The sequence below is a fragment of the Ornithinimicrobium faecis genome (genome assembly GCF_023923225.1).
Taxonomy (GTDB): domain Bacteria; phylum Actinomycetota; class Actinomycetes; order Actinomycetales; family Dermatophilaceae; genus Ornithinicoccus; species Ornithinicoccus faecis.
On record NZ_CP099489.1, the window covers coordinates 3,771,763 to 3,796,200 of the forward strand.

General features: G+C 69.4%; 23 protein-coding genes. 7 read left to right on the plus strand and 16 right to left on the minus strand.

Going from position 1 to position 24,438, the window contains the following annotated elements; all coding sequences use genetic code 11:
- Positions 1 to 70 precede the first annotated feature (70 nt).
- From NF556_RS17540 to NF556_RS17555, 4 genes are all read right to left on the minus strand, one after another.
- Positions 71 to 1,504 carry a class II fumarate hydratase gene (locus NF556_RS17540; protein WP_252592421.1) on the minus strand — a complete coding sequence of 478 codons (1,434 nt, stop codon included), beginning with the start codon at positions 1,502 to 1,504 and terminating at the stop codon, positions 71 to 73.
- 124 nt (positions 1,505 to 1,628) lie between these two features.
- On the minus strand, positions 1,629 to 2,480 hold the full coding sequence (locus tag NF556_RS17545; RefSeq protein ID WP_252592423.1) for a lytic transglycosylase domain-containing protein: 852 nt from the start codon (positions 2,478 to 2,480) through the stop codon (positions 1,629 to 1,631).
- A 217-nt stretch (positions 2,481 to 2,697) separates the two neighbouring features.
- Positions 2,698 to 4,056 carry an RNA 5'-3' helicase PhoH2 gene (gene phoH2 / locus NF556_RS17550; RefSeq protein WP_252592425.1) on the minus strand — a complete coding sequence of 453 codons (1,359 nt, stop codon included), beginning with the start codon at positions 4,054 to 4,056 and terminating at the stop codon, positions 2,698 to 2,700.
- 388 nt (positions 4,057 to 4,444) lie between these two features.
- On the minus strand, positions 4,445 to 5,209 hold the full coding sequence (locus tag NF556_RS17555) for an isoprenyl transferase (protein WP_252592426.1): 765 nt from the start codon (positions 5,207 to 5,209) through the stop codon (positions 4,445 to 4,447).
- 116 nt (positions 5,210 to 5,325) lie between these two features.
- Here NF556_RS17555 and trhA point away from each other — a divergent pair, with 116 nt between their 5' ends.
- On the plus strand, positions 5,326 to 6,090 hold the full coding sequence (gene trhA, locus NF556_RS17560; protein WP_425606966.1) for a PAQR family membrane homeostasis protein TrhA: 765 nt from the start codon (positions 5,326 to 5,328) through the stop codon (positions 6,088 to 6,090).
- Between the two features lie 189 nt (positions 6,091 to 6,279).
- On the opposite strand, the gene NF556_RS17565 is transcribed toward trhA, so the two are convergent.
- Positions 6,280 to 6,600, minus strand: coding sequence for a hypothetical protein (locus NF556_RS17565; RefSeq protein ID WP_252592428.1), 321 nt, complete (start codon positions 6,598 to 6,600; stop codon positions 6,280 to 6,282).
- Positions 6,597 to 7,697: a mycothiol conjugate amidase Mca gene (gene mca / locus NF556_RS17570; protein ID WP_345780124.1), complete on the minus strand. Its 1,101-nt coding sequence runs from the start codon at positions 7,695 to 7,697 to the stop codon at positions 6,597 to 6,599. The genes NF556_RS17565 and mca overlap by 4 nt, the downstream gene beginning before the upstream one ends.
- 133 nt (positions 7,698 to 7,830) lie before the next feature.
- Between mca and NF556_RS17575 the strand changes: the two genes are divergently transcribed.
- On the plus strand, positions 7,831 to 8,217 hold the full coding sequence (locus NF556_RS17575; RefSeq protein ID WP_252592430.1) for a DUF4307 domain-containing protein: 387 nt from the start codon (positions 7,831 to 7,833) through the stop codon (positions 8,215 to 8,217).
- 248 nt (positions 8,218 to 8,465) lie between these two features.
- A complete protein-coding gene (gene greA / locus NF556_RS17580) occupies positions 8,466 to 8,966 on the plus strand; it encodes a transcription elongation factor GreA (RefSeq protein WP_252592432.1) in 501 nt (166 codons plus the stop codon).
- 34 nt (positions 8,967 to 9,000) lie between these two features.
- Here greA and ilvA read toward each other — a convergent pair whose 3' ends face one another.
- The 3 genes from ilvA to aceA all read right to left on the minus strand — a co-directional run bounded on the left by ilvA (position 9,001) and on the right by aceA (position 13,503).
- Positions 9,001 to 10,245, minus strand: coding sequence for a threonine ammonia-lyase (gene ilvA, locus NF556_RS17585; RefSeq protein WP_425607049.1), 1,245 nt, complete (start codon positions 10,243 to 10,245; stop codon positions 9,001 to 9,003).
- Positions 10,246 to 10,349: 104 nt separating this feature from the next.
- Entirely contained in the window at positions 10,350 to 12,053 is a 1,704-nt protein-coding gene (aceB, locus tag NF556_RS17590) for a malate synthase A (RefSeq protein WP_252592435.1), read from the minus strand.
- 121 nt (positions 12,054 to 12,174) lie between these two features.
- Positions 12,175 to 13,503, minus strand: a complete 1,329-nt coding sequence (gene aceA, locus NF556_RS17595; RefSeq protein WP_252592437.1) for an isocitrate lyase — start codon at positions 13,501 to 13,503, stop codon at positions 12,175 to 12,177.
- Between the two features lie 151 nt (positions 13,504 to 13,654).
- Here aceA and NF556_RS17600 point away from each other — a divergent pair, with 151 nt between their 5' ends.
- Positions 13,655 to 15,100 (plus strand): helix-turn-helix domain-containing protein, encoded by a 1,446-nt coding sequence (locus NF556_RS17600; RefSeq protein ID WP_252592439.1) that lies wholly within the window; start codon positions 13,655 to 13,657, stop codon positions 15,098 to 15,100.
- A 15-nt stretch (positions 15,101 to 15,115) separates the two neighbouring features.
- Here NF556_RS17600 and NF556_RS17605 read toward each other — a convergent pair whose 3' ends face one another.
- Genes NF556_RS17605 through NF556_RS17615 form a run of 3 tightly spaced genes read right to left on the minus strand, consistent with a single transcriptional unit; the run spans position 15,116 to position 19,633 of the window.
- A complete protein-coding gene (locus tag NF556_RS17605; protein ID WP_252592441.1) occupies positions 15,116 to 16,234 on the minus strand; it encodes an FAD-binding oxidoreductase in 1,119 nt (372 codons plus the stop codon).
- Positions 16,231 to 17,574: an aromatic ring-hydroxylating oxygenase subunit alpha gene (locus NF556_RS17610; RefSeq protein ID WP_252592442.1), complete on the minus strand. Its 1,344-nt coding sequence runs from the start codon at positions 17,572 to 17,574 to the stop codon at positions 16,231 to 16,233. Before NF556_RS17610 ends, NF556_RS17605 begins: the two co-directional genes overlap by 4 nt.
- A 16-nt stretch (positions 17,575 to 17,590) precedes the next feature.
- Entirely contained in the window at positions 17,591 to 19,633 is a 2,043-nt protein-coding gene (locus NF556_RS17615; RefSeq protein WP_252592444.1) for an NADH:flavin oxidoreductase, read from the minus strand.
- Here NF556_RS17615 and NF556_RS17620 point away from each other — a divergent pair, their 5' ends adjacent.
- Positions 19,634 to 20,632: a LysR family transcriptional regulator gene (locus NF556_RS17620; protein WP_306270443.1), complete on the plus strand. Its 999-nt coding sequence runs from the start codon at positions 19,634 to 19,636 to the stop codon at positions 20,630 to 20,632.
- Here NF556_RS17620 and NF556_RS17625 read toward each other — a convergent pair.
- Together NF556_RS17625 and NF556_RS17630 are read right to left on the minus strand one after the other, a co-directional pair.
- The gene (locus tag NF556_RS17625; protein WP_252592446.1) at positions 20,596 to 21,999 is read right to left on the minus strand and encodes a glutamate mutase L; all 1,404 of its coding nucleotides are present in this window, start codon (positions 21,997 to 21,999) and stop codon (positions 20,596 to 20,598) included. The two genes, NF556_RS17620 and NF556_RS17625, sit on opposite strands and share 37 nt — an antisense overlap.
- Entirely contained in the window at positions 21,981 to 22,271 is a 291-nt protein-coding gene (locus tag NF556_RS17630; protein WP_252592447.1) for a hypothetical protein, read from the minus strand. Before NF556_RS17630 ends, NF556_RS17625 begins: the two co-directional genes overlap by 19 nt.
- A 153-nt stretch (positions 22,272 to 22,424) precedes the next feature.
- Between NF556_RS17630 and msrA the strand changes: the two genes are divergently transcribed.
- Together msrA and NF556_RS17640 are read left to right on the plus strand one after the other, a co-directional pair.
- Positions 22,425 to 23,114, plus strand: a complete 690-nt coding sequence (gene msrA / locus NF556_RS17635) for a peptide-methionine (S)-S-oxide reductase MsrA (protein WP_252592449.1) — start codon at positions 22,425 to 22,427, stop codon at positions 23,112 to 23,114.
- A gap of 39 nt (positions 23,115 to 23,153) precedes the next feature.
- Positions 23,154 to 23,657 (plus strand): P-loop nucleotide/nucleoside kinase family protein, encoded by a 504-nt coding sequence (locus NF556_RS17640; protein WP_252592451.1) that lies wholly within the window; start codon positions 23,154 to 23,156, stop codon positions 23,655 to 23,657.
- A 38-nt stretch (positions 23,658 to 23,695) separates the two neighbouring features.
- Here NF556_RS17640 and NF556_RS17645 read toward each other — a convergent pair whose 3' ends face one another.
- Both NF556_RS17645 and vapB read right to left on the minus strand, forming a co-directional pair.
- A complete protein-coding gene (locus NF556_RS17645) occupies positions 23,696 to 24,115 on the minus strand; it encodes a PIN domain nuclease (protein WP_256829372.1) in 420 nt (139 codons plus the stop codon).
- Complete coding sequence (gene vapB, locus NF556_RS17650) at positions 24,106 to 24,324, minus strand: type II toxin-antitoxin system VapB family antitoxin (protein WP_252592455.1); 219 nt, start codon at positions 24,322 to 24,324, stop codon at positions 24,106 to 24,108. The genes NF556_RS17645 and vapB overlap by 10 nt, the downstream gene beginning before the upstream one ends.
- Positions 24,325 to 24,438: the final 114 nt, after the last annotated feature.

A 24,438-nucleotide genomic window follows, 5' to 3' on the forward strand; every position in this document is an offset into this window, starting at 1 on the left:
TCGCCAGCCACGCGCTCGGTCACCTCTGAGAGTCGCCGCCCACGCGCCCGGTCGGGGTTGTGGGACCCGGTCAGGGTTGGGGTGGGCGGGTCATCGCGAGCACGTCGAGGGCTGCGTCGAGCTGCTCCTCGGTCAGCTCCCCCTTCTCCACGTGCCCGCGCTCGAGGACGACCTCGCGGATCGTCTGGCGGTTGGCCAGGGACTGCTTGGCCACGGCCGCTGCGGCCTCATAGCCGATGTACTTGTTGAGCGGGGTCACGATGGCGCTCGAACTCTCAGCGAGCTCCCGGTTGTGCTCGACGTTGGCCACGATGCCACTGACGCACCGGTCGGCCAGCAGCCGGGAGGAGTTGGCCAGCAGCGTGATCGACTCCACCAGCGCCTGCCCCATCACCGGCAGCATCACGTTGAGCTCGAAGGTGCCGCTGGCTCCCCCCACCGTCATCGTGGTGTCGTTGCCGATCACGCGCGCGCAGACCATGAGCGTGGCCTCGGGCAGGACCGGGTTGACCTTGCCCGGCATGATCGAGGAGCCGGGCTGCAGGTCCGGGAGCTGGACCTCCTGCAGGCCGGCGCGCGGGCCGGAGCCCATCCAGCGCAGGTCGTTGCAGATCTTGGTGAGCGAGACCGCCACGACGCGCAGTGACCCGCTCAGCGCCACTAGGGCGTCCTGCGTCGACTGCGCCTCGAAGTGGTCGCTCGCCTCGGTGAACTCCACGCCGGTTCGGGCAGCGACCTCGGCGATCACCTGCGGAGCGAACTGCGGGTGGGCGTTGATGCCGGTGCCTGCGGCCGTGCCGCCCAGTGGCAACTCAGCAGCGGGTCCGGCCGTCTCGGTGACGCGCTGGCGACCGAGCGCGATCTGCCGGGCATAGCCGCCGAACTCCTGACCGAGCGTGACCGGCACCGCGTCCATCAGGTGGGTGCGCCCGGCCTTCACCACGTCGGCAAACTCGTCGCTCTTGGCGGCGAGCGCCTGCTCGAGGTGCTCCAGGGCGGGCAACAGCTCGTCGTGCACCAGCCGCACCCCGGCGACCCGGATGGCAGAGGGGAAGGTGTCGTTGCTGGACTGCCCCGCGTTGACGTGGTCGTTCGGGTGCACGACCGGCTCACCACCCAGTGCCTGGTTGGCCAGGGTGGCGACCACCTCGTTGACGTTCATGTTCGTGGAGGTGCCCGAGCCGGTCTGATAGACGTCGATCGGGAAGTGCCCGTCGTGCTCGCCCGCGGCCACCGCGTCGGCGGCAGCACTGATCGCCTCGGCCCGCACGCCGTCCAGCACCCCCAGCTCGGCGTTGACGCCCGCGGCCGCGGACTTGATCAGCGCCAGGGCGTGCACGATGGCCGCGGGCACGGGCTGCCCGGAGATCGGGAAGTTCTCCACCGCCCGAGCCGTCTGTGCGGCATACAGCGCATCTGCCGGGACCTGCACCTCCCCCATCGAGTCGTGCTCGGTGCGCATCGGGGTGTCCTGGCCGGGGGTGGGACTGGTGTTGGTGCTCATGGCTCCAGTGTGCTCCACCGGCCCGCAAGCACGCAGCCCGAGCGCCAACGGCGCAGGGCAACGACAGACCCCGGCCACCCTGCGTGGGTGACCGGGGTCTGCTGTATGTCGTGTGGTCGGCGGCTCAGTACCAGCCGACGGACTGGGAGTGGGCCCAGGCGCCACAGGGGCTGCCGTAGCGGCCCTGGATGTAGCCGAGTCCCCAGCGGATCTGGGTGGCCGGGTTGGTCCGGTAGTCGGCGCCGGCACTGGCCATCTTGCTCGCCGGCAGGGACTGCGGGATGCCATAGGCACCGGAGGACGGGTTCTGGGCGTAGGTGTTCCAGCCGCTCTCGCGGTTCCACAGCGAGTTGAGGCAGCCGAACTGGTCCTGGCCCCAGCCATAGTTGCCGAGCATGCCGGCGGCGATGTCGCGCGGGGACCCGGAGGACACCGGCGGAGCGGGCTCGGGCTCAGGCTCGGGGGCAGCCTCCTCGGCGGGGGCCTGCTCACGCTCCTCCGAGCGCGAGGCCGCAGCAGCCTCCTCCTCCGCGCGGCGATCAGCGGCAGCCTGCTCTGCAGCAGCCTGCTCAGCGGCGGCCTGCTCGGCCGCAGCGCGCTCGGCAGCGATCTCACCGGAGCGCTCGATCGCCGCGTCGCCGCCCTTGCGGGCACTCCAGGCGGAGAAGTTCATGTTGCTGGCAGCCATCTGCTCCTCGACGGCGGCGACGGCCTCGGTCAGCGAGGACTCCCGGCTGTCGGCGATGTTCTGCACGGCGGTGTCACCGACGAAGGGGCTGACCTTGCTGATGCTGTTGGCGATGCCGCTGGTGTCCATCGACGGAGTCGTGGGCATGCCGGCGTAGGTCGCCATGGCGACAGCACCGGCCGCGATGACGGCAGTCACGGCAGTGGCACCGCGGTGCAGGCGCTTGCGGTGACGGCCATTGGTCTCGTCGCTGTCGGGGAGCACAGTGATCTCAGGGGCGTTGGACACAGGGGTAACCTCCACGCCCGGGCACCGTCAGCTGCGGGGAACAGCAGGGGGACACGGTCACGAGCGTTATGAATTCGTGATGTTGAAGCATCCACCGTGACAGGAAAAGTCAACAGTGCGCAAACTCATGACCCGTTCCGTGGCCAACGTCACACAGTCCCAGGAGCCGCCTTCTGTGACTCCTGGGACTGGTGGTGATAGTGGGACTTTGTGCAGGTCAGGGCAGTTGCTCGCCGCCCTCGAGGAGATCGGTGACCAGGGCCGCGATCGGGCTGCGCTCGCTGCGGTGCAGCGTGACGTGGGCGAACAGCGGGTGCCCCTTGAGCGTCTCGATCACGGCCGCGACTCCGTCGTGTCGCCCGACCCGCAGGTTGTCGCGCTGGGCGACATCGTGGGTGAGCACGACCCGCGAGTTCTGGCCGACGCGCGAGAGGACCGTCAGCAACACATTGCGCTCCAGGGACTGCGCCTCGTCCACGATGACGAAGGCGTCGTGCAGGGAGCGGCCGCGGATGTGCGTCAGCGGGAGCACCTCGAGCATGTCGCGGTCGATGATCTCCTCGACGACCTCCTTGGAGACCACGGCGCCGAGGGTGTCGAAGACGGCCTGCGCCCACGGCCCCATCTTTTCGTTCTCACTGCCGGGCAGATAGCCCAACTCCTGGCCCCCCACGGGATAGAGCGGGCGGAAGACGACGACCTTGCGGTGCTGGCGGCGCTCCATGACGGCCTCGAGCCCGGCGCACAGGGCCAGGGCCGACTTGCCGGTGCCGGCCCGGCCACCGAGGGACAGGATGCCGACATCGGGGTCCAGCAGCAGGTCGAGCGCGATCCGCTGCTCCGCCGACCGGCCATGCAGACCGAAGGCGTCCTTGTCACCGCGCACCAGCTTGACCGCGTGGTCCGGTGCGACCCTGGCCAGAGCGCTGCCGGAGGGGCCTAGCACCGTGAGCCCGGTGTGGACCAGCAGGTCCTTGGCACCCTCGTGCTCGAGCCGCCCGCCCTCATACAGCGTGGCCATCTGCGCGTCGTCGACCTCGAGCTCGGCCATGCCGGTCCACCCGGAGTCGACCGCCAGCTCGGCGCGATATTCCTGGGCGTCCAGACCGCACGCCGAGGCCTTGACCCGCATCGGCAGGTCCTTGCTGACCACGGTGACGTCATGACCCTCACCGGAGAAGTTGCACGCGACAGCCAGGATGCGTGAGTCGTTGTCCCCCAGGCGAAACCCGGCCGGCAGAGACGACGGGTCAGTGTGGTTGAGCTCGACGCGCAGCGTGCCGCCGGCGTCGCCGACCGGCACCGGCTGGTTCAGTCCGCCGTGCTGGACCCGGAGGTCATCCAGCAGGCGCAGGGCCTCCCGGGCGAAATAGCCCAGCTCTGCGTGGTGCCGTTTGGCCTCCAGCTCGGTGATGACCACGATCGGCAGGACGACCTGGTGCTCGGCGAAGCGCAGCAGTGCCCGTGGATCGGACAGCAGGACCGAGGTGTCCAGGACATAGGTCTTGGTGGAGACCTCGCTGGACGAACGGGCGCGCGTGGAACGGGCAGCGGATCGGCTGGTGGTGGTTGCCATGTCGACTCTCCCTGACACGCGCGCTAGCGCTACGCGTGGTGGCGGTGGGCTGACCGGGACCAGGCCCTGACCAGGTGGTCGAGGTGCCGGTGCCGGCCCCCCGCCCAGAGCAGTCGCTCCATCTGGTTGGCCTCCCGGACGAGGACGGGTGTCCTGCGTCACGTCCGACGTTAGGCCGACTTCCTCGTCCGACACACCATTCTGGCGGCGTGGCGCAAAGGTCCGACTCCTCGTCGCCGACGGTTCACCCGCGGGTCACCTGCGCGGCACCTGACCGCCGCGGCGCCTGTTGCCCACTGCCCCAAGGAAACCGGCACGGGGGCACCTGGCCAGGTGTCGGCATACGGCCTCGAGCCCGGCCAACCACCAGACGGGGTATGCGGAGGGGTCACCCTCCGAAGCGGCGCTCCCGCTCGGCGTAGGCCCGCAGGGCACGCAGGAAGTCGACCTTGCGGAAGTCGGGCCAGTAGGCCTCACAGAAGTAGAACTCGCTGTGCGCGCTCTGCCAGAGCAGGAAACCACCCAGGCGCTGCTCGCCACTGGTGCGGATCACCAGGTCCGGGTCCGGCTGGCCCTTGGTGTAGAGGTGCTCGGCGATGTCCTCGACCTCGAGGGCGGTGGAGAGCTCCTCCAGCGTGGTGCCCCGCTCGGCCGCCTCGGCCAGCAGGGAGCGCACGGCGTCGGCAATCTCCTGGCGCCCGCCATAGCCGATGGCCACGTTGACCACCATGCCGTCGACGTCGGCGGTGCGGTCCACGGCCGCCCGCAGGACCTGCACGGTGTCGGAGGGCAGCAGGTGCGCTGCGCCGACCAGGTTGATCCGCCACTGGCGCCCGTCGGCGAGCTCGGTGACGACGTCCTGGATGATGCGCAGCAGCGGCTCGACCTCGCGCGCGTCACGGCGCAGGTTGTCGGTCGAGAGCAGCCAGAGGGTGACCACCTCGACGCCGGCCTCCTCGCACCAGCCCAGCAGCGGCCTGATGTTGTCCGCCCCCGCGCGGTGCCCGTGGGCCGTGTCGGCCCCCCGCAACTTGGCCCACCGACGATTGCCGTCCAGCATCACTCCGACGTGCCGCGGCAGCCGGTCGGCCGGGAGGCTCTTGGTCAGCGATCGGTTGTACGCGCGATAGAGGAGGTCGCGGGGAGAGCGCATAGCGGCAAACCTACTCGCCCGTGGTGGCTGCACGCGGGTGGGATCCCTGGCCCATCACGGACCGCCGTCAAGTTACCCCTTCGTAACTTACGGCAACGTAGGTTACGCTGGTGCCTATGGAAGACAGCCCCGCACGAACCACCCGGCACCGGGCGGAGTCCGCGATGCAGGACGTCCGCGAGACCGCTGACACGGTCCGGGAGAACGCCAAGGAAGCCGTCGCAGCGATCAAACCCAAGCTGCGCGGCTGGCTGCACCTGGGCACCACCCCGCTGGCCCTGGCGGCCGGCATCGTGCTGGTGGCCCTCGCGCCCACCACGAGCGCGCGCATCGCCTCGGCGATCTTCGCGATCACGGCCGTGCTGCTGTTCGGGACCTCGGCGATCTATCACCGTGGGTCCGGCCACTTCAGCGACCGCACGAGCCGCGTGCTCAAGCGGCTGGACCACGCCAACATCTTCCTGATCATCGCCGGCACCTACACGCCCTTCGCGGTGCTGCTGCTGCCGGAGGGCCAGGGTCGCACCCTGTTGTGGTTGGCGTGGGGAGGCGCCGTGCTCGGGGTGCTCTTCCGAGTGTTCTGGGTGGGCGCCCCGCGCTGGCTCTACACCCCGGTCTATGTGGCGCTGGGCTGGGTGGCGATCTTCTACGTGCCCGGCTTCTGGCGCAACGGTGGCGCGGTGGTGGTCGCCCTGATCGCTGCTGGCGGGTTGCTCTACACCCTCGGCGCGGTGGTCTATGGCACCAAGCGCCCCAACCCGTCACCGCGCTGGTTCGGCTTCCACGAGATCTTCCACGCGTTCACGGTCGTGGCCTTCGCGGCGCACTACATCGCGGTGTCCTTCTCCGTCTACGGCGCGATCCCCGCAGCCGCCGGCTGACCCCTTTGAGCGGCACCTGTCGCCCTGTCGCCCTGCCGCTGCACCCGCGTGCCGCCCTGCCGCCGGCTGGCTCCTGCCGCAGCGAGCATTCAAACAGGCAACGTCCAACCCTCCCTGGCATCGCTGCAGGTCAGAGCGTCGTCAGCTGGCCGCCGGGCCCACATTGCCTGTCTGGGTGCACGCCCGTTGTCAGCTGGAGGGGCGGTCGCCTGCCCTGCCGTCGTCTCCCCCGCGGACCTCGCCAACGGGGCCATCAACGGTCGGGCCCTCGCCAACGGGGCCCTCGGCGGTCGGGCCCTCGCCCGGTGCACCAGTGTCCCCCTCGCCGGCCTCGCGGGCGCGGCGCTCCTGGTTGAGACGCTCCTCCTCCAGTCGCAGCTCCTCCTGGTGGTTGAGTCGGCGGAGTCGCTTGTTGAGGTCAAAGCCGAGCAGGATCACGACGCACGCGAGGAAGAACACCGCCAGGAAGCCGCCCAGGCCTGCGGTGATCTCGACACCGGTGCCGTTCACGAGGCCTGCTCGGTGCCGCGGTCACCCTCGGAGCCACCATCACGGTCGTCGTCACTGTCACGGTCATGGTGGCCCTCGACCTCGGTGATCTCGTCGTCCAGGTCCTCGGTCTGGCGTGCGTCGTCGACGCCGTCGCCGTCCTCGTCCTCAGGGGACGGGGGGACCGAGCGATACACCGCCACGACCTCTCCGTCAGCGTCCCGCTCGGGGGCCTGCCGGCAGACGGCGTCGGCGTCCACGTCTCGCAGGCCGGCAAACAGGTCATCCTCGGGGAGGGTCGGCTCGAGCAGCGAGAACGCCAGCTCCCAGTCCTCCGTGGGGTGGACCCGCTGCTGCAGCTCCATCGGCACCTTGAACCAGAACCCGTCGGGGTCGACCTGGGTGGCGTGGGCACGCAGCGCGTCGTCGCGGGCCGGGAAGAACTGCGCGCACTCCACGTGGGTCTGGATGTCGCGCTCGGCGCGCTTGCGCATGCCGGTCATCCAGTCCTCATAGGGCGACTCGAGCCCCTCGGCCAGCATCGCCTCGTGGATCGCCGAGATCCGCCGGATGGACCAACCGGAGAAATAGACCTTCTGCGGCTGCCACGGCTCACCTGCATGCGGGTATGCCGCGGGGTCACCGGCGGCGTGGAAGGCCGCCATCGACACGGTGTGGGTCATGATGTGGTCGGGGTGGGGATAGCCGCCATTCTCGTCGTAGGTCGTGATGACGTGGGGGCGGAACTCACGGATGACCCGCACCAACGCCTCGGCAGTGACCTCGAGCGGCTCGAGCGCAAAGCAGCCCTCGGGCAGCGGGGGCAGCGGATCGCCCTCCGGCAGACCAGAGTCCACGAACCCCAGCCAGGTGTGCTGCACCCCGAGGATCTTCGCGGCGGCTGCCATCTCGTCACGGCGGACCTGCGCCAGGTCCCGCTCGATGTGGGGGTCGCCCTTGAGTCGTTCGTTGAGGACGTCGCCGCGCTCGCCGCCGGTGCAGGAGACGACCATCACCTCGACGCCGTCGGCGACATACTTTGCGGTGGTGGCGGCACCCTTGCTGGACTCGTCGTCCGGGTGTGCGTGGACGGCCATGAGGCGAAGCTCCTGGGACACCCTGCGCTCCTCGTGTTCTGGTGTGGCGGACAATGGAGTCGCGCCCCTGCGCGACACAGTCACCTATCCTCTCACCTTCGGGGCGCGGGACCTTCACCAATATCGCGGCACGCATCTAAACGGAGCACCACCTGTGAGCACAACCAGCCCGACAAGCCCGACGAGAACCAGCAACCGCACCTGGTGGATCGTCGGGACCATCGGGGTGGCCGCGATGACGGCACTTGCCATCTGGTTCGGCATCGCCGCGACCAGCGGCAAGGTCCACTGGGTCAACACCGGCTTCGATGTCATCTCCGACGAGCAGATCGACATCCGCTTCGACCTGCGTCGGGACTCCAGCCAGGCGGTCGTGTGCGACCTGCACGCCCTGGACGAGCACCACGGCCGCGTCGGGACAGGGCAGGTCACGGTGCCTCCCACCGATGAGTCACCGAGTCGGCACATCGAGCCGCTGCGCACGGCGTCCCGTGCCGTCAGCGGTTACGTCGACACCTGCACCTACGCCGACACCAACTGACGGGAGAAGCGGCCCGCTGGGCCTTCAGGACTGCTGGCCCCTCGGCATACTCGTGACCCGATCGTGACCTTTTCATGTGGTCACCAGGCGTTTCCTTGTTAGACTTGGGGTTCGCGAAGGTCCGGGCCGGACTCCCTGGGGAACAGACTCCCAGGCAATCTCCATCGCCCGGACCTCACTGTTTGATCGTGACAGGGGCCCGCACTGCGTGACCCTAGCCCTGGCGCGTGACCCGAGGAGTGACTGAAGTGACCGACACGACCACGAAGCAGACGGCTACCTACCTGACGCCGGAAGCACACGCCCGCCTCCAGGCGGAGCTGGCCACCCTGAAGGGTGAAGGCCGCAGCGAGATCTCCCAGCGCATCGAGGAGGCCCGCGAGGAGGGCGACCTCAAGGAGAACGGCGGCTATCACGCCGCCAAGGAGGAGCAGGGCAAGATGGAGGCCCGCATCCGCCAGCTTGAGCAGTTGCTCCAGAACGTCGACATCGGCGAGGCGCCGAAGGACGATGGTGTCGTCGAGCCCGGCATGATTGTGACCGTCGAGATGTTCGGCGACCAGGAGAAGTTCCTGCTCGGCAGCCGCGAGATCATGGACGAGGGTGAGTCCCTGACCGTCTACAGCGAGAAGTCCCCCATGGGCGCTGCGATCCTGGGCCACGTTCCCGGTGACGACGTCACCTTCAACGCCCCCAACGGCAAGAGCATCGACGTCAAGGTCATCTCCGCGACGCCCTACTCCAGCTGACCAAGCACTTCCGATACCGCCTCGTGCGGCCGACTCAGTCGGCCAGCACGGGGCGGTATCCATGTTCGGTGAGGCAGTCCACGACCCGCTTGGAGTGCTCCTGCCCGTCGGTCTCCACGGTGACGCCGATCTGCACCTGGTGCACGTGCAGCGAGGCTGTGGTCCGCCCGTGCTGCACCTCCAGGACATTGGCTCGCTCCTGGGCCAGCAGGGCGAGCAGCCCCGAGAGGGAGCCAGGACGGTCCGCCACCGTGACCCGGAACTGCAGATAGCGCCCGGCGATGCCCAGGCCAGTGCGGATGATCCGCAGCATGAGCAGCGTGTCGATGTTGCCGCCGGACAGCACCGCCACCACGGGCTTGTCCGGGTCGAAGGCCGGCTCGTCGCCTGCCTCTGCGGACCGGTTCATCAGGTGCGCCACCGCGGCGGCTCCGGCTGGCTCAACGACCAGTTTGGCGCGCTCCAGCAGGAACAGCATGGCGCGGGCGATCGCGTCCTCCCCCACCGTCTCCACGCCGTCCACCAGGTCGCGCACCAGGTCGAACGGCACATCCCCCGGCCGGCCCACGGCGATGCCATCGGCCATGGTGGTCATTTTCGCGACCGGCACCGGGTGACCAGCTGCCAAGGAGTCTGGCCACGCGGCGGCCTCCTCTGCCTGCACGCCGATGACCTTGACGTCGGGTCGCACGGCCTTGACCGCCGTGGCGATGCCGGCCAGCAGTCCCCCGCCGCCGAGACACACCAGGATCGTCCCGACGTCCGGGACCTGCTCGAGGATCTCCAGGCCGCAGGTGCCCTGACCGGCGACGATCGCCGGGTGGTCGAACGGTGGGATGAAGACAGCGCCGGTCTCTTGCTCGACCTCGCGCGCCCGCTCGATGCAGTCGTCGATGGTGGAGCCGACCTGCTCGACCGTTGCGCCATAGCCGCGGGTGGCCCGCAGCTTGGGCATCGAGGCGCCGTTGGGCATGAAGACCGTGGCCTCGATGCCGAGCAGTTGGGCGGCGAGCGCGACGCCCTGCGCATGGTTGCCGGCGCTGGCCGCGACCACTCCGCGGGCTCGCTCCTCCTCGGTCAGACCTGCCATGCGGTTGTAGGCGCCGCGGATCTTGAACGATCCCGCGCGGCCCATGTTCTCGCACTTCAGGTGCACCTGGGTGCCGGCCAGGGTGCTCAGCGCCTGGCTGAACTCCATGGGCGTCGGGTGCATGACGTCGGCCAGGAGGTCGCGGGCTGCGTCGATGTCGGCTGGGGTCACAAGTGGCGTCGTTGGCACAGCAGTCACCCTAGTGGCTGGGCGGGCAGCTCAGCGTCCCACCACAGCCGTTCACCCGCGGGGGTGACAAGAGCACCCCCGCGGGACGGAACAGCGATGGGGCCTCAGGCGGCGTCCTCCTCGACGTCGGCCCCTGGGACGCGCTCGGACATCCGCAGGTCCTCCTTGTCGAGGGGGCCCGTCATCGGCTTGTCGATGAGATAGCGGACGTAGGCGTAGTTGGTGAAGAACCCGGGCAGGTACTCCCCCAGCGAGACATAGGCCAGCACCTCGCGTGCCCTGGCCAGCGGCTCGACGGCGTCGCCACCCAACTCGGCGGCCAACCGTCCGGACTCCTCCTCGATCAGGTCCGAGACCATCTGGCGGGTGATCGCGCGCCCATCGTCCAGCGTGGTCGCGTTGCGGATCCACTGCCACAGCTGGGCCCGGGAGATCTCGACCGTCGCGGCGTCCTCCATCAGGTTGTCGATCGCCACGGCACCGGCACCACCGGTCCAGGCCGCGAGATAGCGCAGTGGCACCGTGATGTTGGTGCGCAGACCGGCCTCCGTCACGACCGGGTCAGCGTCGATGGTCAGCAGGTCACTGGCGGTCACCTCGACCTCGTCACGCTGGTGGTCGCGCTGGTCGGAGCGCAGGCCCAGCGCATCGTCGAAGACGTCGGTGCAGGTCGGGACGAGCGCCGGGTGCGCGACCCACGAGCCGTCGAAGCCGTCGCCGGCCTCGCGCTCCTTGTCCGCGCGGATCTTCTCCAAGGCCGCAGCGGTCGCAGCCTCATCGGTGCGGTCCGGCACGAAGGCCGCCATCCCGCCGATCGCGTGGGCACCGCGCTTGTGGCAGGTCTTGACCAACAGCTCGGTATAGGCCCGCATGAACGGGCTGCTCATCGTGACAGCCGAGCGCTCCGGCAGCACGAAGCCCGGGCCGCGGTGCGCGAAGGTGCGGATGTAACTGAAGATGTAGTCCCACCGCCCGGCATTCAGGCCCGAGGAGTGGTCGCGCAGCTCATAGAGGATCTCCTCCATCTCGAACGCCGCCGACACGGTCTCGATCAGCACGGTGGCCCGGATGGTGCCCTGCGGGATGCCGAGCAGGTCCTGCGCCATGACGAAGACGTCATTCCAGAGGCGGGCCTCCAGGTGCGACTCGAGCTTGGGCAGGTAGAAGTACGGTCCCGCGCCACGCGCCAGCAGTTCCTTGGCGTTGTGGAAGAAGTACAGCCCGAAGTCGACCAGGGAGGCCGGCAGCGGCCGTCCGTCGACCGACAGGTGCTTCTCGCACAGGTGCCAACCCCGTGGACGCAGGACGATGGTCGGGGTCTGCCCCTCCACGGCATACCGCTTGCCCTTGTCGTCCGTGAAGTCGATCTGGCCGCGGATCGCGTCGGCCAGGTTGAGCTGCCCGTCGATGACGTTGAACCAGGTGGGCGCGGTGGCGTCCTCGAGGTCGGCCATCCACACCCGGGCGCCAGAGTTGAGCGCGTTCACGGTCAACTTGCGGCTGGCCGGACCGGTCATCTCGCAGCGACGGTCCTCCAGACCCGGCGCCGGCTCAGCCACCCGCCAGGACTTGTGCTCGCGCACCGAGCGGGTCTCGGGGAGGAAGTCCAGCTGCTCGCGCCCGGCGCTGATCTGGTGCTGACGCACGCGGCGGGCCTGGAGCAGCTCGGCGCGGCGGCCGGCGAAGGCACCGTCCAGCTTGCGGACGAAGTCCAGGGCCTCGGCGGTGAGGACCTCGTCGAAGCGGGGGTGCTCGGAGCCGCGGATCTGGACGGCACCGTTGGTGCCCCGGTGGGTGGTGGTGGTCATCTCAAACTCCTTGTCGTATGTCGTGTGGCCGGGTTGGCTGGTCAGCCGGGGTGCGGCGGTGGTCGCCCGGTGCGGGGCGAGGGCCGGTCCGGCTGACCAGCCGTGGGGGCCGGGGCGATTCTTAGTGGAACTGCTCTTCCTCGGTGGAGCCGGTGAGCGCGAGGGTGCCGCTGGTCGGGTTGATCGCGGTGGACACCTTGTCGAAGTAGCCGGTGCCGACCTCGGCCTGGTGCTTGACGGCGGTGTAGCCGCGCTCGGCGTCGGCGAACTCGGCCTCCTGCAGCTCGACGTAGGCGCTCATGCCATTGCGGGCGTAGCCGTGGGCCAGGGAGAACATCGAGTGGTTGAGCGCGTGGAAGCCGGCCAGGGTGATGAACTGGAACTTGTAGCCCAGCGCGCCCAGCTCGTCCTGGAACGCGGCGATCTCGCTGTCGGACAGCGCCGACTTCCAGTTGAAGGACGGGGAGCAGTTGTAGGCGAGCATCTTGCCCGGGAACTCCTTGTGCAGCTCGGCCGCGAACTCGCGCGCCAGGCCGAGGTCGGGGGTGCCGGTCTCGACCCAGATCAGGTCGGAGTGGGGGGCGTAGGCCTTGGCGCGGGCAAGCACCGGCTCGATGCCGTTGCGCACCCGGTAGAAGCCCTCGCTGGTGCGCTCACCGGTGATGAACTCCTGGTCGATCGGGTCGACGTCGCTGGTCAGCAGGTCGGCGGCCAGGGCGTCGGTGCGGGCGATCACCAGGGTGGAGACGCCCAGGGTGTCCGCCGCGAGACGGGCTGCGTTGAGGGTGCGCACGTGCTGGGCGGTGGGCACGAGCACCTTGCCACCGAGGTGGCCGCACTTCTTCTCCGAGGCGAGCTGGTCCTCCCAGTGCACCCCTGCGGCACCGGAGACGATCATCTGCTTCATCAGCTCGAAGGCGTTGAGCGGGCCACCGAAGCCGGCCTCAGCGTCGGCGACGATCGGCACGAGATAGTCGGTCTCGTTGATCTCGTTGGACCAGTCGATCTGGTCGGCGCGCATCAGGGCGTTGTTGATGCGGCGGACCACGGCCGGCACGGAGTTGGCGGGGTAGAGGCTCTGGTCGGGGTAGGTCTGACCCGAGAGGTTCGCGTCGGCCGCGACCTGCCAGCCGGAGAGGTAGATCGCCTCCAGACCGGCGCGGACCTGCTGGACGGCCTGGTTGCCGGTCAGCGCGCCGAGGGCACGGGTGAAGGTCTTGGTCTGCAGCTGCTCCCACAGCTTCTCGGCGCCGCGGCGAGCGAGGGTGTTCTCCTCCACCACGCTGCCCTGCAGACGCACCACGTCCTCGGCCGAGTAGGTGCGCTCGATGCCGGACCAGCGGGGGTTGGCGGCCCACTCGGTGCGCAGTGCCTCGGCGGCCGACGTGATCGTCGTGGGCCCCTCGGTGGACTCGGTGGTGGCGTCCGGGTTGTTCAGCGTGACGGTCATGAGACGTCCCTTCGGTGTCGGTGGGCGCTTCCTGGCGAGCTGTCGCAAGGAACGCCGTTCTGGTGCGTGGACCCATCATTGAGTCAAGTTCCACCCCATTTGCCACGAATCTTCCAGTCAATTTTTACGTTTCTTGCGCTACGGTGGCGCAATGACAGATCTGGCCTCCGTTCCTGACTCGATCACCATTGGTCGCCAGCTCCGGCACATCCGGCGCGGCTCGGGTCGCACGCTCGATGACGTCGCCGGCGCCGCGGGCATCTCCGGCTCGGCGCTCTCGCTGCTGGAGAACGGCAAGCGCGAGGCCAAGGTGTCGACCCTCGCCGCCCTGGCCAAGGCCCTCGACACCGACCTGTCCGACCTGCTGCAGGCGCGCCCACCGAGCCGTCGCGCCGCCCTGGAGATCGCGCTGGAGAAGGCCCAGCGTGCGGACTCGTTCGAGTCGCTGGGCGTGCCCGCGGTCAAGATCGGGCCGCGGCTGCCCACCGAGGCCCTCGAGGCGCTGGTCGGCATGCACGAGGCCCTGGCGGCCGTGCAGGCCGAGCGTGCCGCGACCCCCGAGCAGGCGAGGCGGGCCAATGCCGAGCTGCGTGCTCGCATGCGTGCTGCCAACAACTACTTCCCCGACATCGAGGCCGCCGCCGGTCAGCTGCTGGCGTCGATCGACCACCGTGGCGGTCCGATCACCCGCACTGCGGTCGACAAGCTGGCCACCCACCTGGGCTTCACCCTGGTGCACACGGCCGCCCTGCCGACGTCCACCCGGACGGTCACCGACCTGGCGAACCGGAGGATCTATCTGCCACAGCCGGACGCGGGTCAGCACGACTCACGCTCGCTGGCGCTCCAGGCGCTCGGGCACGTCGTGCTCGGCCACGAGGTGCCGGCCGACTATGGCGACTTCCTGTCCCAGCGCGTGGAGATCAACTACTTCTCGGCTGCCCTGCTGATGCCCGAGACGAGCGCTGTGCCCTTGCTGAAGCGCGCCAAGGCGGCCAAGGACATCGCCATCGAGGACCTGCGCGATGCCTATGCCGTGTCCTACGAGACTGCGGCACACCGGTTCACCAACCTGGCCACCCGGCACCTGGACCTGCCGGTGCACTTCATGCGGATCTCCGAGGCCGGGCTGATCTACAAGGCCTATGAGAACGACGGCGTCCGCTTCGCCAGCGACGCCACCGGAGCCATTGAGGGGCAACGGGTCTGCCGCCACTGGACCGCACGAGTCGTCTTTGAGCAGCCGGACCTGTCCAGCGCCTATCAGCAATACACCGACACCCGCTCCGGCACCTACTGGTGCACCGCGATGGTGGACCGCACCACCAACGGCACCTTCTCGGTCAGCGTCGGCGTGCCCTATGCGCACGTGAAGTGGATGCGAGGACGCGAGACCACCGAGCGGTCCAAGTCCCGGTGCCCCGACCCGAGCTGCTGCGCCCAGCCGCCGGCCGAGCTGGCTTCGCGATGGGACGGCAAGGCGTGGCCGAGCGCCCGCGTGCACTCCCACCTGCTCGCCGCCATGCCACCCGGTGTCTTTCCTGGCGTCGACGACACCGAGGTCCTGCAGTTCCTGGAGCAGCAGACGACCGGCTGAGCGCTGGCGGCGAGCTCAGGCGTCGATCTCCAGATCACCCAACGGCGTGGAGCAGCATGGCAGGAACTTGCCCTCGTCGATCTCGCGCTGGCGGATGCCACCGGCTTGCTGCATGTCGACCTGCCCCGACAACAGGGTGCTCTTGCACGTGCCGCACACTCCTCCCTGGCACGAGGACGGCAGCCGCAGCCCGGCCGAGGCCGCTGTCGCGAGCACCGTTGTCGCGGCATCACACTCAACCGTCACGCCGCTGCGCGCGAACGTCACCAGGTGACTGGTTCCACTCAACGCTCGCTCCGACGCAGGAGCACCAGCGTCGAGGACGAACGACTCCCGGTGAGAGCGCGCCGGGTCCGCGGCGATCAGGGTCAGGTGCTCGGCGACGGCGGCCATGAAGCGCGGTGGGCCGCAGGTGAAGACCTCACGATCGAGCACGTCGGGGGCCGCGGCGAACAGGGCCCCCAGCGTCAACCGGCCACGCGGCCCCTGCCACACCTCCTGCGGCGAGTCGTCCTGACAGATGATCGTCACCGCGGCCAGCCCCCCGGCGGCCAGTGCCTCGAGCTCGGCGCGAAAGATGATGTCGTCTGGAGTCCGCGCGCAGTGCACGAAGACGATATCCAATGGCTCGCCCAGGCCCGGCCCGCTCAGACCCGACCCACTCCCGCAGACGAGGGCCTGGTCGCGCATCGCACGGGTCATCGACATCAGCGGCGTGATGCCACTGCCAGCCGACAGGAACAGCACCTTCCGCGCGGGGTGGGTGGCGGTGCTGAACAGCCCATACGGCCCAGCGGCCGACACCACGTCGCCGACCCGCAGCTGGTCGTGCAGCCAGGTCGAGACAGGACCATCCGGCGAGCGCTTCACCGTGATCGTGGGCCGCTCGGGCTGCGCGGGAGAGGAGGAGATGGTGTAGCAGCGCTCGAGCTGGACGCCATCCACCTCGACAGTGATCGTGAGGTATTGCCCCGGTGCAAAGATCAGCCCGGCGCCTCCCGGGAGCGCGAACGTGAAGCTCGTGACGTCGTGCGTGATCGGCGTGATCTCGACGCAGGTGAGCAGCCCGTCGAAGTCGTCCGTCAACTGCTGGGCGACCTCGGGCGCCGGCAGGCGCTGCAGCATGTCGGTCATCGGCCCAGGTGCTCCTGCAACCGCTGGAGATACCAGGTGACCAGGGCGTCCACCTGATACTCACTGGACGAATAGGGCCCGGGCACAAACGCGGGGCTGCTCACACCGGCCTGGGTGCGCGCCACGAACTCACCGTCCTGCTCGTTGGTCCTGCTCCACACCTCGGTCAGGTGGTCGAGGTCATAGTCCTCGCCTTCCACGGCGTCGCGGTGCACGTGCCAGGTGGTGCGCACCAGGGTGCGGTCTGCGGCCAGCGGCAGCACGCTGAAGGTGACGACGTGGTCGGCCTGGAAGTGGAACCACGCGTTGGGCTGCGTGTGCATTGACAGCCGCCCGAGACGGGGGATGTCCAGGTCCCCCAACAGTTTCCGGCAGGCGGCCTTCCCGTCGCGGGTGTAGGACTCCCCCGCCCCGTCGAGCGGCTCGCGCTGGATCCGGAAGCCGGTGGACCGGTCGGTCAGCTCCTCGATCTCCGCGTGCGGCAGGCCGCGCTCGTCGCAGGCCCGCGCAAGGTCGACCCCTGCCTTGAGATAGCGCGCGTGCGCCGGCATCAGACGGGCCGGGATGTCCTCGAGCGCAAAGCCATAGGTCGGGAAGAACGTGCAGGTCAGCTCGGGGTGCCCGGCCTCGCAGTGATAGCACTCCCGGTTGTTCTCCATCACGAGCTTCCAGTTGCCGTGCTCGACCAGATCGACCTGCGCCGCGACCTTGGTGTTCGCCAAGTCGTGCGGTGCGAGATAGGGCTCGATCCGGTCAGCCACGTCGTCAAAGTCCTCCGGCGGCGAGGTCGCCAGGCAGATGAAGATCAGGCCACCCACAGTCCGCACGGCCACCTGGCGCAACCCGAAGCAGGCCTTGTCGAACTCGGGCGGCTGCTCGCCGGCATGGAGCAGCCTGCCGTCGGTCGCATAGGTCCACTGGTGATAGCCGCACACCAGGTTGCCGACGGACCCACGCTCCTCGAGCAGCACCCGCGACCCGCGATGCCGGCACACGTTGTGCAGGGCGCGGACCTGCCCGTCGTCGTCGCGCAGCACGATGACCGAATAGCGCCCCAGGTCGATCGTCACGTAGTCGCCCGGCTCGGCGATCTCCGGCTCGGTCGCGACAAAGATCCACTGCTTGGCATAGACCGCATCGATGTCCAGGGCAAAGATCTCCGGGCTGGTGTAGAACGGCCCCTCCAGGACATGGCCCGGTCGGCGGCGGGCCACCAGCACAGCAGGATCCGGTATGCCGTGTGCCGGCGCAGCGGTCGCGGCCGCTTCGGTGGGGGTCCGGTTGGTCGGGGTCGGGTCGGTCAGGGTCGAGTCGGCGACGGTCTGATCAAGGGTGGTCATGGTGATCCCTCCGGTCTCAGGCGGTGTGACACAGACGCAGCGCGTCATAGATGGCGGCGTGGACATTCCGGCTCGCAACGGCGTCGCCGATCCGGAACAGCTGATAGCGGCCCGCGGGGTTGGTGCGCAGTTCCTGCGGCCGCCCACCCAGCAGCGCCCGGTGATCGACCTCGCCCCGGTTGCTCGACCCGGGGACCAGCTCCAGATAGAGCTCGTCGTTGGGCAGGGTGCCGTGCTCGACGACCACCCGGTCGACGGTCTGCTCCAGGGTGCGATCGGCATACTCGCTGTAGAGCTCAGCGATCAGGCGTCCGTCGGCCCCCCGCCGCACCCCGATCAACCTGTGCGCCAGTCGCACCGCGACGTCGTGCTCGGCAAAGGCCTGCAGATAGGCGGGCGAGTTCATGGAGCCGACCAACGGGGCCAGCGCGCGCTCCGGGGTCACCAGATGGACGCGGGCGCCGGTGCGGGCCAGCTTTTCCGCGGCATCCATCGCGGGCTCCGCGCCGTTGTCGTCAAACACCAGGACGTCACCGGTCGCGTGCACACTGCCGTCCATGACGTCCCAGGTGTCGTCCACCAGGTCCTGGCCCACGGTGAGGAAGGTGCGGTTGGGCACGCCCCCGGTGGCGATGATCACCAGGTCCGGCTCCTCAGCAACGACGACCTCAGCCTCGGCGAAGGAACCAAAGTGGAACTCCACCCCGGCGTGCTTGGCCTCGGCCAGCCGCCAGTCGACGATGCCGATCAGGTCACGCCGGCGCGGGGCAGACGCAGCAAGGCGCAGCTGCCCTCCCGCAGCGTCAGCGGCCTCGAGCACGGTGACTCGGTGCCCGCGCTCCCCCAGCACCCGGGCTGCCTCGAGACCGGCGGGTCCGGCGCCGACGATGACGGCGGTTCGGCGCGGCCCGGTGCTGCGCTCGATGCGCTGTGGCAGCTGCTGCTCGCGGCCCGTCGCGGGGTTGTGCACGCACTTGGCGTCGCCGGACTCATAGATCGCGTCCAGGCAATAGTTCGCACCGACGCACGGGCGGATCCGATCCTCCTCGCCGGCAGCGAGCTTGGCCACCAGAAAGGGGTCTGCCATCTGGGCGCGCGTCATGCCGACCAGGTCGAGCAGACCGCCCCGGATCGCGTGCCGGGCGGTCGCGACATCACTGATCCGCGAGGCGTGCATCACCGGGATGTCAATGGCCTGCCGGATCTCGCCAGCGAAGTCGAGGAACGGCGCGGCGGGCGTGCCCATGGAGGGGATGACCTTGGCCAGCGTGGCGTCCCGGTCAATGGTCCCCTTGATCACGCTGAGGAAGTCGATGCCGTCGGCGACATAGTGCCGCAGCGCCTCGAGGGCCTCGTCCCGCTGCAGCCCGTCGGGGCGGTCCTCGTCCATGGACATCCGGATGCCGATGATGAAGTCCTCGCCCACCGCCTCCCGCACGGCCCGGATCACCCTGCGCGGGAAGGTCATCCGCGCCTCCAGGCTGCCGCCGTGGTCGTCCGAGCGGTGGTTGGTCGCGGGCGAGAGGAAGGAGTCGAGCAGGTGGCTGTAGTGCATCAACTCGATCCCGTCCAGGCCGGCCGCTGCGCAGCGGGCGGCGGCATCGGCATAGTCCGAGACGATCCGATCCAGGTCCCAGGCCTCCGCGATCTTGGGGAAGGACCGGTGAGCGGGCTCGCGCAGCGCCGAGGGATAGACCAGCGGCAGCCAGTCGCCGGAGTAGTTGCTGGTGCGCCGCCCCAGGTGGGTGACCTGGGTCATCACCGCGGCACCGTGCTCGTGGACCTCGTCGGTCAGCCGGCGCAGCCACGGCACGATCTCGTCGCGATAGAGCAGCAGGTTGCCGAAGGCCGGTGGGCTGTCCGGGGACACCACGGCCGAGCCACCAATCATGGTGAGCGCGACCCCGCCCCGGGCCTTCTCCACGTGATAGGCCCGATAGCGGTCCTTGGGCAGTCCGTCCTCGGCATAGGCGGGCTCGTGCGAGGTGCTGACGATGCGGTTGCGCAGCGTCAGGGACTTGAGCGCGAAGGGCTCCAACAGCGGATCGAGGTGCTCCACATGGCCAGTGTGACGCTCTTTACCCCTGAAGAGAATCAACAGTTCCCGCACGAGATCGTGCAATACTTTTGCATGATTGATCCACGGCTGCACGTGCTCAGGGTCGTCGCCGCCCGGGGCACAGTTACGGCCGCTGCCCACGACCTGAGCTACACCCCCTCTGCCGTCTCCCACCAGCTGCGCGGGCTGGCCCGGGACCTTGGGGTCACCTTGCTCGAGCCCGATGGTCGGGGCGTGCGGCTCACCGTCGCCGCCCGCATCCTGCTGGAGCGATCCGACGAGCTCTATGCCCGGTGGGAGGAGATCCACGCCGAGGTCGCCGAGGCCGATCCCGAGCCGGGCAGCACGCTGCGCCTGTGTGGGTTCTCCACTGCTGCAGCGGCACTGCTGCCCTCAGTCGCTGCTCGGGTGCGGGCCGACCATCCGCACAGCACGGTGCGGATCATCGAGGCTGACCCGACCGAGTGCTTCGACCTGCTGCTCGCCGACCAGGCCGACCTCGCGGTGGTGGTCGCTGTCCCCGGATTGCCCTCCACCACCGACGCGCGCTTCGAGCAGGAGAGCGTGTTGGAGGACCCGCTGGACCTGCTCGTGCCGGCCGACCACCCGCTGGCCCACCGGTCCTCGGTGTCACTGCGCGAGGTCGCCGACGACCCGTGGATCCTGGACCGCCCCGGCAGCACCTTCCACAACCTCACCCAGGCAGCCTGTGCGGCAGCCGGGTTCTCACCCTTCGTTGCCCACGAGGCCGTCGAGTGGGAGACCGGCGCGGCGCTGGTCGACGCCGGCCTGGGCGTCTCGCTCGTCCCCCGGTTGGCCCGGCTCCCGGGCGGTTATCAGATCATCCGCGTGCCGCTGCGTGGTGACCCGACGCCGGCCCGGCACATCCGCAGCAGCATCCGCCGGGGCAGCCGGCGCCAGCCCGTCGTCGCGAGCGCGCTGACCGCCCTGGCCGAGGCCGCTCAGCGCAGTGCGTCGATGCCTCGCCCTGTTGACTGAGGTGTCAGCACCTGCTCGGCCACCCGCCGGGCCACTCCGGGGTGATCAGCGGCCAGCAGCCCGGCAGCAAACAGCAGGTATGCCGTGTCCACGGCCGGGTGCGCGTCCTCCGGTGGGCGCCACCCACCACCGTGGTCGGTGAGCACCGCGCGCAGGACCGTCTCGGCCCCGCCCTCGGGAGCGTGTCGCAGGACGCCGCCGGAGCCCAGCAGGTGGCGGACGTTCTGCAGCGGTCGCGGAGCCTCACCGGGGTTGGCGGGACGCGCGTGGCGTCGTGCGGCCGTGGTCGCGGCGAGACGGGCCAACTCCAGGTCCAGCTGCTGCTCACCGAGCAGCGAGGCCGCGTCCGCGTCACCGGGCAGAGTGGCCGGCTGCTCGTGCACCCGCTGCACCCACGCCGCCAGGGCTGCAGACTCCGGGACCGCGAGCGCTTCTGCGTCTGCTGCCTCCAGGACGCCCGGAGCATTCCACCGCATGCCGAGGTCGCCCTCGACGGTGCGGGCGTGCCACAACCGGGCGACGACCTCCTTGCGCAACGTCGCGTCCTCGCCCTCGGGGGTGATGACGGAGTAGACGTCGGTGGTCGCCCCACCGATGTCGATCACCATCACATCGGCACCTCGCGCCGCGGCAACGGTCTCGACCCCCGTGAGGACGGCATCCGGGGTCGCGGCACGCACCAGGGAGCCGAACAAGGGCCCCCTGGACAGCCCCTTGCCCCCGATGACGTGTCGCAGGAAGACCTCGCGGATCGCGGCCCGCGCTGAGGTCGGTTCGACGACCCCGATGCGCGGGAGCACATTGTCGGCCAACACATAGGAGCGGCCGGTCGCCTCGAGCTCCGCGACGACAGCGCCCTGAGCCTCGACATTGCCGGCGACCACGATCGGGGCGCCGACGCGGGAGCGGGCCAGACGTCGGGCGTTGTGCACCAGCACCTCGGAGTTGCCGCCGTCGGTGCCGCCGACCAGCAGCACGATGTCGGGCCGGTCGGCCCGCAGCGCGGTCACGTCGGCGGTGCGCAGGGTGCCGGTGGCCACGTGCACGACCTTGGCCCCGGCGCTGAGCCCGACCCGGTGCCCGGCCTCGGCGGTGACCTGCCGTTCATATCCGACGACTGCCAGGCGCAGGCCACCACCGGCACTCGAGCACAGCAGCACGCGGTCCCGGTCCTGCAGGTCCGGCACGTCGTGTCCGGCTGCGGCACACTCCGCCGCCACCGCGCGGACCCCGTCAAGGACGTCGCTCTCAAGCGTCGTGGGGGTCGCGGCACGGGCCAGGAGGGTGCCGTCGGCAGCGAGCAGGGCCGCCTTGGTGAAGGTCGAGCCGACGTCGACGCAGAGCAGGGTCAGCTGAGCAGTTGCCACACGGACATGATGACAAGCAGCAGCGCCCCGACTGCCATCAGGACCAGGCCGCCCAGGATCTTCGGTCGGGCAGCTGCCGGATTGGGCCCTTCACCCTCCACGCCGAAGCCGATCTCGGTGCCGATGTCCAGGGTCCCCGGAGGGCCTCCGAACCCACCCTTGCTGGCCACCTGTGCCCGTGCCTCGTTCCGCTGGTGGCGGCCCCACAAGAACAGGGCGGCTCCGAGGATGATCAGGAGCACGGGGAGCCCAAACCGCAGCGCAACGTCCATGGCGGCAAACTTGCCACACCGCTGAGTCGACCGCCACTGCGCACGGCGAGTGTCGGCATACCCCGTGCCTGTCCCCAGCCGTGGGCGAACGGGGCTCTTCCCACCCAGGCCACCCACCATGGTCGTTGGCCGGGGGCGGCGCATACTGGAGGCATGCGCCAGTCCCGTCCCGAGATCCCAGGTCCCCCGCTGCCCGGTCGCTCCGAGGCGCTCCCCGACATCCCGGTCACCCACGAGGTGCTGGGCACGCCCCTGCACGGACCGTGGGGGGAGAGCTCGGAGATCCTCTATGTCGCGATGGGCTGCTTCTGGGGCACCGAGCGGATCTTCTGGAGGCTGCCCGGTGTGCTCTCGACGGCCGCTGGCTACATGGGTGGTCTGACGCCGAACCCGACCTATGACGAGGTCTGCAGCGGCCGCACCGGCCACGCCGAGGCCGCCATGGTCGTCTATGACCGCTCGCAGACCGACCCCGAGACGCTGCTGCGCTCGTTCTGGGAGAACCACGACCCCACCACGCAGGACCGCCAGGGCAATGACCGCGGCACGCAGTATCGCTCCGCGATCTATTGGACGACCCAGGAGCAGGAGAGCGCCGCGCTGGCCACGCACGACGCCTTCCAGCAGGTGCTGACCGACAACGGCCACGGTGAGATCTCGACCGAGCTCGCTCCGGCCTCGGAAGTCGGCCCGTTCTACTACGCCGAGACCGTCCACCAGCAGTATCTGCACAAGAACCCGATGGGCTATTGCAACCACGGACCGAACGGCATGACCTGCCCCGTCGGGATCGTGCGCCAGGACCAACTGCCCAGCCAGGAGTCGGTGCTCGGGCGCGAGTGACTCACGCGAATCGGCATCGCCGGTGGCTAGTGTCGTGACGTGAGCGACGGTAATGCACTGGGTGGCACGCGCGTCGTCTTCATGTGCGGGCCCGCGGGGTCCGGCAAGTCGACGGTCGCCCGCGACCTGGAGAGCCAAGGACTGGTCCGGCTGTCGTTCGACCAGGAGGCCTGGGCACGCGGCCACCGGAGCATGCCGCTGCCCGAGCAGGCGCACCGAGACATCGAGGCCGAACTGCAGGACCGCCTCAGCGCCCTCGTCACCGCAGGCAGGGACGTCGTGCTGGATTTCTCGTTCTGGTCCCGGGCGATGCGCGAGGACTACCGCGAGCTGTTGCGGCCCCTCGACATCGAGCCCGAGACGATCTATCTGGCCACCGACCGGGAGACCTGCCTGAGCCGGGTGCGGGCGCGCGGCATCGACCACGCCGACGACTTCCAGCTGTCACCGGATCTGGCGGCCGCCTACTTCGACCACTTCGAGGTGCCCACGCCGAAGGAGGGGCCACTCACCGTGCTGGGCGCAGACGGCCGGCCCCTCTGACCAACGCTCGAGGCGCAACAGGACCGACGTGCCACGGCTCAGGCGCTGACGCGCAGCCTCTCCACCGGTTGCCCCGTCACGTCGGCGATGAGGTCAAAGTCCTTGTCGCAGTGCAACACCGTCAGCCCTGCCGTCTCTGCAGTGGCCGCAACGATCAGGTCTGGAACCTTCGCCGCGCGATGATGTCCGCGCTCGGCCAGGAGTCCCTGCACCACCAGGGCTCGGGCTTCCATGGCTGGAGTCAGGTTCTCCACCGGCACGTGACTCAACGGAGGCTGCTGGAACCCGTTGGTCCAGTCTGCGCCAGACCGCGCGGAGTATCCCAGCTCGAGCAGCGTGACGGTCGCGGCTCGGACCAGGCCGCGGTCGATTCGCTCCATCCAGACCACCGCGTCGGGTGAGGTCGACAACCGCGCGAACGCAGACGTGTCAATCAGCCATGGCTGAGTCAGGACCACGCGGCTCCCCTGACCGTTTCGTCGCTCAGATCGGCGAACCGATCGGCGAACCGATCAAGATCCTCGCGGGTCGTCGCTCGGGCCGCCCCGCCCAACCGGGCTACCGCCCGGCGTAGGTACTCGTTGCGCGACAGCCCGAGCCGCGCCGCATCAGCATCAACACGGCGGATCGTTTCGTCATCCAGATTGCGGATCAGAACATCGGTCATGGCAGACCACCTCCTGATAGCACAAGATATCAGCGCTCTCATGGCGTCACCAATCCCGCCGAATAGCCTGCTCTTGACCACATCCATGCACCGAGAGTAGGTCGATCCCGGCGG

Bases quoted from the DNA above. Each gene is read 5' to 3' on its own strand.
- NF556_RS17540 (WP_252592421.1), bottom strand. From the start codon at position 1,504: ATGAGCACCAACACCAGTCCCACCCCCGGCCAGGACACCCCGATGCGC.
- phoH2 (WP_252592425.1), bottom strand. From the start codon at position 4,056: ATGGCAACCACCACCAGCCGATCCGCTGCCCGTTCCACGCGCGCCCGT.
- NF556_RS17555 (WP_252592426.1), bottom strand. From the start codon at position 5,209: ATGCGCTCTCCCCGCGACCTCCTCTATCGCGCGTACAACCGATCGCTG.
- trhA (WP_425606966.1), top strand. From the start codon at position 5,326: ATGGAAGACAGCCCCGCACGAACCACCCGGCACCGGGCGGAGTCCGCG.
- aceB (WP_252592435.1), bottom strand. From the start codon at position 12,053: ATGACCACCACCACCCACCGGGGCACCAACGGTGCCGTCCAGATCCGC.
- aceA (WP_252592437.1), bottom strand. From the start codon at position 13,503: ATGACCGTCACGCTGAACAACCCGGACGCCACCACCGAGTCCACCGAG.
- NF556_RS17600 (WP_252592439.1), top strand. From the start codon at position 13,655: ATGACAGATCTGGCCTCCGTTCCTGACTCGATCACCATTGGTCGCCAG.
- NF556_RS17605 (WP_252592441.1), bottom strand. From the start codon at position 16,234: ATGACCGACATGCTGCAGCGCCTGCCGGCGCCCGAGGTCGCCCAGCAG.
- NF556_RS17610 (WP_252592442.1), bottom strand. From the start codon at position 17,574: ATGACCACCCTTGATCAGACCGTCGCCGACTCGACCCTGACCGACCCG.
- NF556_RS17620 (WP_306270443.1), top strand. From the start codon at position 19,634: ATGGCCAGTGTGACGCTCTTTACCCCTGAAGAGAATCAACAGTTCCCG.
- NF556_RS17630 (WP_252592447.1), bottom strand. From the start codon at position 22,271: ATGGACGTTGCGCTGCGGTTTGGGCTCCCCGTGCTCCTGATCATCCTC.
- msrA (WP_252592449.1), top strand. From the start codon at position 22,425: ATGCGCCAGTCCCGTCCCGAGATCCCAGGTCCCCCGCTGCCCGGTCGC.
- vapB (WP_252592455.1), bottom strand. From the start codon at position 24,324: ATGACCGATGTTCTGATCCGCAATCTGGATGACGAAACGATCCGCCGT.